The following is a 7509-nucleotide window of genomic DNA, read 5'->3' on the forward strand; positions in this document are numbered from 1 at the left end:
CAAATACTTATATGACTCAGCATCGCCAAAAGTGGTGTGCTTTTCCCTCCCAGGCTCCCCCCAATGTTAAACCCGGGTTATGGCGAACTGGTGTTGATTCCGTGTTGCCAAACCACCAGCTACAAACGCGATTAGTGCTGCTGTTTCCGCATCCTCTCCTCGATCTGTACTTTCAGACCTGGGACCATCTCTTCCATAAGAATCAGCACCTCATCGAGTGATCGCTGATTCTCACTCTGAATAGCGTTGGCTTTCCTGAGGTTGTTCATGAACTTGATAACCGCCTCAGAGAATACAAGCCCGTGGCGGTAAAATTCGAGGCTGTCCTCAAGTCTGGCCACGATTTCCTGATCAAGTTCACGGTCGTTTTCATACGCCGCATCCAACAACTCTTGGTACATTTCATCCGAGAAGCTGATGGTGACGTTGTTTCTTCCTGGTTGATCGTCGTGTTGCATTTTCTCTGCCCTCGTTCTGTTCTTGTATCGGGTTCGCAATGCCTCCCCATTCAAACATACCCCATCATGTCATCGACTTTTGTGGCGACGATATACCGAGCAGGGTTCTCATCCACTGCCAATGCTTGAAAGTGAGACCTGCCGCAGGTGATCTTGGCATTTTCCTTGTCGCGCAGTTCATCCGCGAAAAGGCCGCCTTTGGTCTCCACGACGAAGTAGATGCGTTCCTCCCCGTCTTTCTCCACCAATACCGCCCAGTCCGGGTTGTAGGTTCCCAGCGGAGTGGGAACCTTGAACCATCCTGGCAGCTTGGCGTACACCCGCACCGCCTCATTCTTTTCCAATTGCTCGGCGAAAGAACGCTCCACGCCTGCCGAATCATACACCACATGCTCGTAAACCGATTTTTGGGTGTCCTGGAGCAGCTCCTTCAGGTATCCGGTCAGCTCCTCCTGCTCGAAGAGTTCCTGGGCATAGTAGTGGTCATCGCCGATGCGCTGGTACCGAATACCATCCACCAGCGCAAGACGCTTGGCGCGGTTGATGCTTTCGGAAGCCAGTTCAATGAACTGCTGGGGGTTGCGCCGAAAATCCTCCAGGCGTTCACTGCGGGTCAGGATACGGACGATGCTTCCCCGCGTGAGTCGGGTCTGGTCCTGCAACACCGTCAGCAGGTCGGGCAACTCGATATCGTGTTCTTCGATGACGACAGGAGCCGATTGCGCGGTTTCCTTGGCTTCAACGCCTCCCTTGCCGATGGCCAAGTCGGCCTTGCGGACCTGCATGCGAGCCGTCGTGACAGGTGGCCCGTTCTGGATGGCCTGAGCGCAATCCGCCACCAGTTGCTCGTTGTCGAACTCCACCCGGTAGGTAGTCTTGTGTTTGATGCGGTTCCAGAGGGATTGAAAGGCCTCGCCATGGAGAATGGCCTGACGGGTCTTGATCGTGACTCGCTCGTCGGCGTTCTTGATCTCCAGCTTGCCTGCCAGTTTGCGCAAAATATCCCGCACCTGGGGCAGGTGTGGCTGGAAAGGCTCTGGGAGTGGCAGGGTTCCCTCTTTTATCGCCGTTCTCAGGGAATCTTGAACCTTGCCCTTGGCATCCACCAGGCCTGCGTCCTTGAGGTGGTTCCAAAGGCGTTTCGAGGCCTCAATGCCCATGGGCGTGGTTTGTCCATCGGCGTTGGTGACCGGAATGGTCGCGAACACATGTTGCTCCACCATGCCAAAACGAATCCCGGTGTCTTTCTCGATTTCCGTTTGCAGGTTCGCGGCGAATTGCTCGTAGCTCTCGGTGGCAATGACGGTCAGGGTGTTGAGGTCGAAACCGCGCAACCGTTCCCCCTGCTGGTTGACGCAGAGGCGCAACCCCCGACCAATGGACTGGCGCCGGGCCATCTCCGTGCCCATGTCGCGCAACACGCAGATCTGGAAGACGTTGGGATTGTCCCATCCCTCCCGCAGGGCGGAATGGGAGAAGATGAATTTCAACCGGGTATCGAAGCTGAGAAGCCTTTCCTTGTCACGCATGATCAGGGTGTAGGCGCGTTCGGCGTTATCCCGGTTGGCTTGGTTGTTTTCGGCGGTATCGGCCCAGCGGCCCTTCTTGTCGATGGAAAAATATCCCTCATGGACCTCTTCGGGCGTAGCGCGGGTGTCCACATCCTGGAACAAAGTGTGATATTTGGGTTTGGCGATGGCTCGGCGGTATTCCTCCTCGAACATCACCGCATACTTGCCCTTCATGGGGGAGCCATCGGGGCCATAGGCGCGGTAATGCTCGACGACATCGATGAAAAAGAGCGAGAGCACCTTGATTCCCTGGGGGCGCAGGCGCAGTTCCTTGTCGAGATGCTCCTCGATGGTGCGGCGGATCATCTGCCGTTTGATGGCGTCCGAGTCCACGTCGCCCATGGCCTCACCCAGACGCAGGGAGAGTTCCTGGTTGGCCAACTCCAAAAATTCCTCGCCTGCCTTGCAGCCGATATTCTGCACCAGACAACCGGCATAGATGGGGCGGCCCGTGAGCTGTTCCAGATCATCGCCCGCCTTCACGGTCTTGACCATCCGGCGCACCTGGGTCGCCTGCTGACAATCCAACTCCACCCGGGCGGTGATGCCACGCTTGTTGCTGGTCTCCAATAACTTGACGTAGGGCTTGTTGTGTCCGCCTTGCACCAGAAGAGAGGCCACCTCGATCTGTTTCACCAGCTTGCGTTCGTAGGCGTCCACGGCATCCAGGCGATAGAGCATGTGGTGTTTGTCGGCGTGGGTGGCGGAATAGCGCAGGGTGCAGAGGGGGTGCATCTCACCCAACGCCTTCTTGCCCTGGCCTTCCAAACCGCCATCCACGCTTTGCGGTTCATCGACGATGACGATGGGACGGGTGGCGCGGATCAGGTCGATGGGACGTTCCCCGCCGGTTTTCTCGGTCTCCTTGTAGAGGTTGTTGACCTCCTTCTTGTTGATGGCCCCCACCGTCACCACCATGATCTGGATATGGGGGCTGGTGGCGAAATTGCGCACCTGTCCCAACTTGCCGGAGTCGTACAGAAAATAGTCGAAGGGGGTATTGGCGTAGAGCCCTTTGAAGTGGTCCGCCATGATCTGGAGAGACTTGTAGACCCCCTCCTTGATGGCCACCGACGGCACCACGATGACGAACTTGGTGAAGCCGTACCGCTGGTGCAACTCGAAGATGGTGCGCAGATAGACGTAGGTCTTGCCGGTTCCGGTCTCCATTTCCACGGTGAAGTCGCCGGAAGCCAGGGAATCCGACGGGCGCAAACCGTTTTTCAGTTGGACCTCGTGCAGGTTGGCCAGGAGTTCGTCATCCAGCATGCGCAGGCGGTTGCCGATGCCAAGGGCTTGCTCCTCCTCTTTTCCCTTGAAAAGCCCGCCATAAGACCGGCTGACCGTGAACTCGGTGCGGCACGCCTCCTGTCCCCGAAAGAGATCGCACACCGCTTCGATGGCGGCAAGCTGATAGTCCAGGTCGGGCTCGAAGTGGAGTTTCATTTTTTTTCTTCCGGTCTGGGTAGCTGTTTCACCATGCGGTCGAAGTCCGATTCCAGTTGATGATCGGCCATTACGCGGAACGTTTCATATTCTCTCTCGGCATGTTCTTTCGCCATCTGCGCCGACACCTTGCCTGCATCTTGCAGGATTTCCCGGTCGTTCAAGGTCAGAAACCCTTCCAGCTTCCTGACCCAGTCCCCCATAGTCATGGGGATGCGCCGCTCGGCCTGGGATTCGGCGAAGATCAGATATTGTTCCGCCAGATTGTTCAAGGCGCGCAATTCGTCCTCGTGCAGGTAGTTTTTGGCAATGACCACGTCCGCCTTGCGCACCCGCGCCCCTTCCCAGTTGGTCAGACCCATGTTGGGCAGGGTGCTCTTGGCGCGCTCTGCAATCAACTCGGCGGCGGTGTGGCCATGGATGGCATAGTGGACCTTGTTCTGCACCGTGGCGAAGAACTCCTGGGTCATGGGATGGTGCGGATCATAATCCACGCTGGTGGCGTAAATATCGGTGATCTTCTGATAAAAGCGCCGCTCGCTGGTGCGGATGTCCTGGAGGCGGCGGGTCAGCTCGTCGAAGTAGTCCGGTCCCTTGCCGGGGTTCTTCAGCCGCTCGTCATCCAATACAAATCCCTTGATGATGTACTCCTTCAGCTTGTCGCTGGCCCACTGACGAAAGCGTACCCCCGCCGGGCTGCGCACTCGGTAGCCCAAAGCCAGCACCATATCCAGATTATAATGTTCAACCTCCCGCACCACGTCCCGAGAGCCTTCCTTTTGAACTGTTCGGAAATACCGAACAGTTGCCTCCGGCTTCAGCTCCCCATCCTCGAAGACATGGGCAATGTGCTCGCTGATGGTTGCCTTGGACTTGCCGAACAGCTCCGTAAGCTGTTTCTGGTTGAGCCACAGGGTTTGGTTGTCCAGCACCACCTGCAAGCGGGTGCGGCCATCCTCGGTCTGGTAGAGCAGAATCTCCCCGGTGGGAGGCAGGGTATTCGAGGCCATGATCTCCCCCCTCACAGGCTGCGAATCCCGGCCAACTCGCTGGCGGGCAGGTTTTGCTCCAGGATGGCCGCCAGATTGGTCTTGGCCACATCGTCGAAGGCGTTGTCCCGGAAGACGAAGGTGGTGGAGACCGCAGGGGCCAGTTCCCGCCGCCAATCCAGGAGGCCCTGGGCCAGGGGGTCCACCTCCTTGCGGGTGATCTCCTCCGCCAGACAGACCAGCAACGCCCCACCGCCGATGGCGTGGACCGCCTTTCCGGCGATGGTCCGGGTCGTCATGGGCACGGTCAGTTCCAACCCTAGCTTGAGGAGGAGTTCAAACAGGAGATCCTGTTCGGAGCGATCCGGGAGGATATGATCGACGTGATCCAGCAGGGTTCGGTTCAGGTCTTCGGGGTTGGGATCCCAGGGTTTGAGGTTGCTGGCGTCCAGCTTGAAGACACGGAAACCCCGGTCCTGTTTGGCTCCATCACTCAGGTCGAGTTGACCTGCCTCCGTATCGTTGAGCTTCTTGATGACCCGCCGCACCCGCTCCTTGGTGATCTCGGCAATGGTGGGGTATTCCTTTTGACCGGTGGGTTCGGGGAGTTGAACCAGGATGAACCGGCGGTTGCCGCCATCCTGTTTGTTCAGATCGAGAACGGCGTGGGCGGTGGTGCCGGAACCGGCGAAGAAGTCCAATACGATATAATCAGTTTCCCTGTCTGCAATTTGAAGAAGACGATGGATGAGTCGGGTTGGTTTCGGGGTGTCAAAACCAAATCCTTTGCCAAGTATTCCGTATAATTCTTTTTTTGCCTCATCTGTATGGCCAGCCTCTTCATGCGGCAACCACGTCCAAGGAACAACACCCTCAACTTCTGATAAGTAGCGAATGACTTGGGGTTGGGAATCACCATCTTTTCCGTAATAGATCCTACCCATCGACTCTAATTTACGAAATTCAGACTCAATCATGCTCCAGCACCTACCTTCTGTTGGGCGATGCACGATACCCGACGGGGTTGTAATCTCGTACATTTGATTTGGACGATAGCCTTGAGCGGTCATTGGAATGCCACGCCAACGTCCCATGGGATCGTTATTTTGGTTTTTGTAGATATTAGCCTGCTCTTCAGTTAGTGAAATTTTTCCAGAATTTTCCTGAAACCGCTCAGATGAACGCGAGTAGACAAGAATGTATTCGTGGGCATCTCCGATTGATCCCCTATTCTCTCTAGAGTACCTCTTTTGCCAAACCAATGTTGCGATAAATCCATCATCTTCTCCAAAGATGTCATCACAAATACCCTTCAGATTTGCAAATTCATGGTCATCTACAGAAATAAAAATCACTCCATCCTCTCTTAACAAATTCCGCGCCAACCTCAACCGGGGATACATCATGTTCAACCAATCGGTATGGAACCTCCCCGAAGCCTCGGTGTTGCTGGACATCCGCCGCCCCTCGCCATCCACCTGCCCGGTCAGTTCCAGATAGTTGCGGATGTTGTCCCGGTAGTCGTCGGGGTAGACGAAATCCTTGCCGGTGTTGTAGGGCGGGTCGATGTAGATCAGTTTTACCCGTCCCGCATAGCTCTTCTGCAAGAGCTTCAACACCTCCAGGTTGTCCCCCTCGATCATGAGGTTTTGCGTGGTCTCCCAATCCACGCTCTCCTCGGGGCAGGGGCGGAGCGTGCCGGTGGAGGGGGTCAGGGCCAGGCGGCGGGCCTGACGCTTGCCGTGCCAATTGAGGCCGTACTTCTCCTCTCGCTCATCCACATGGCCGCCCAGCAACTCCTTGAGCACCGCGAAGTCGATCCTCCCCTCGGTGAAGGCCTCCGGGAACAGGGCCTTGAGCCGCTCGACGTTTTCGGACAGCAGGTCGGCGCTTTGCATTTCGGGGTCGTTGGGTGTCAGTTTTTTCATCAGACGATCCTGTTCAAAGTGAGGGGATCAGCAAAGACAATTGCGACTCGATCCGCTTGATCTCCAGATTCAATTCTACCTGGCGGTTGAGCTGTTTTTCCTTACCCGCCTGGCTCCGCAATCGAACGATTTCCCGTTCCAGCCGGGCGTGTTCATCGAGAGCGGCACGGCGGGCCACGGTCCGATTCTGCGACTCCGGCGGCATGAACTGGCCGGTGATGCGGGCGGCGGCAAGAGACTCGATCCGGTCCATCCATCCCTGATAGAGGGTGTGGAGGTTCGCCGCAGACTGCGCGTTCAGTGCCAGAGACGCCATAAAAGCGGTATCCAATGCGGACTCCAGCAGTGTGGTTCCGACCATTCCCCCATCCAGCACTACCTTGCCCGCTTCCCCTTGGGAAAAACGCTTGTGCGCCAGGGTGAGGGTCACCGTTTTCCCCTGGCTGGAGACCAGGAAAACGGGATAGGGAATCGCCCGGTGGATCAGTTCCAGCAACCGCGCTTTGGCCGCTGGCCGCAGAACCACGGTCAGCACGGCGATTTCACCATAGTCGCGGGTTTCGTCCCGAAAAGCGGGCACGCCGATGTTGGTGGGCTTGAGGGCGGCGATCCAGTGCAGGTCTTCCACACCGTCCTGAATAATCCGCTTGTCGGCGACCGTGGGCGCACCCTGTTCCAGCAGCAGCTTTTTCGCCACCCGCCTGTCCACCCGAACCTCCGGCGGCAAGGAGAGCGCCTCCAGAAGGGCGCCGCCGCTCATGGCCCGGCCTCCCGCCCCTGTTCCGGCAACAGCACCAACCACGCCACGACCTCGAAATCATCGATCCCGGCGAACTCTCCCTTCAAGGCATGAGTGCCACCCGGAGAAAACAGACTGGCCACCGCGCGCTCCTCCTGTTTGCCCACCACCGATCCCACTGCCTTGGCCAACAGCTTGACGAGGTACTCCCGCAGCCGTTCCGTGGCCCAGCGCCGGAACTGGACGCCACGCGGCGAGCGTACCCGATATCCCACGGCCAGAATGGCGTCCAGATTGTAATGCTCGATCATATCCTCCCGGATCGCTCCGAACAGGATCTCCTGTTTGAACTCCTCCTCAAGCTAGGGTTGGAACTGA

General features: G+C 57.4%; 5 protein-coding genes and 2 pseudogenes. All 7 read right to left on the minus strand.

Annotation, left to right across the window (positions count from 1 at the left end; genetic code table 11):
• Window positions 1-131 precede the first annotated feature (131 nt).
• The gene (locus HQL76_17750; GenBank protein MBF0111014.1) at window positions 132-458 is read right to left on the minus strand and encodes a TraY domain-containing protein; all 327 of its coding nucleotides are present in this window, start codon (window positions 456-458) and stop codon (window positions 132-134) included.
• A 50-nt stretch (window positions 459-508) separates the two neighbouring features.
• A complete protein-coding gene (locus HQL76_17755; protein ID MBF0111015.1) occupies window positions 509-3475 on the minus strand; it encodes a DEAD/DEAH box helicase family protein in 2967 nt (988 codons plus the stop codon).
• Window positions 3472-4485 carry a virulence RhuM family protein gene (locus HQL76_17760; protein MBF0111016.1) on the minus strand — a complete coding sequence of 338 codons (1014 nt, stop codon included), beginning with the start codon at window positions 4483-4485 and terminating at the stop codon, window positions 3472-3474. Before HQL76_17760 ends, HQL76_17755 begins: the two co-directional genes overlap by 4 nt.
• Before the next feature lie 11 nt (window positions 4486-4496).
• Complete coding sequence (locus HQL76_17765) at window positions 4497-6392, minus strand: site-specific DNA-methyltransferase (GenBank protein MBF0111017.1); 1896 nt, start codon at window positions 6390-6392, stop codon at window positions 4497-4499.
• Window positions 6393-6405: 13 nt separating this feature from the next.
• On the minus strand, window positions 6406-7152 hold the full coding sequence (locus HQL76_17770; protein MBF0111018.1) for a DUF4391 domain-containing protein: 747 nt from the start codon (window positions 7150-7152) through the stop codon (window positions 6406-6408).
• Window positions 7149-7328, minus strand: a pseudogene (locus HQL76_17775) (hypothetical protein). The gene HQL76_17770 and the pseudogene HQL76_17775 overlap by 4 nt, the downstream one beginning before the upstream one ends.
• Window positions 7326-7442: pseudogene (locus tag HQL76_17780) on the minus strand (virulence RhuM family protein). The pseudogenes HQL76_17775 and HQL76_17780 overlap by 3 nt, the downstream one beginning before the upstream one ends.
• Between the last annotated feature and the right edge of the window lie 67 nt (window positions 7443-7509).

The sequence above is a fragment of the Magnetococcales bacterium genome, assembly GCA_015228815.1.
Lineage (GTDB): Bacteria > Pseudomonadota > Magnetococcia > Magnetococcales > UBA8363 > UBA8363.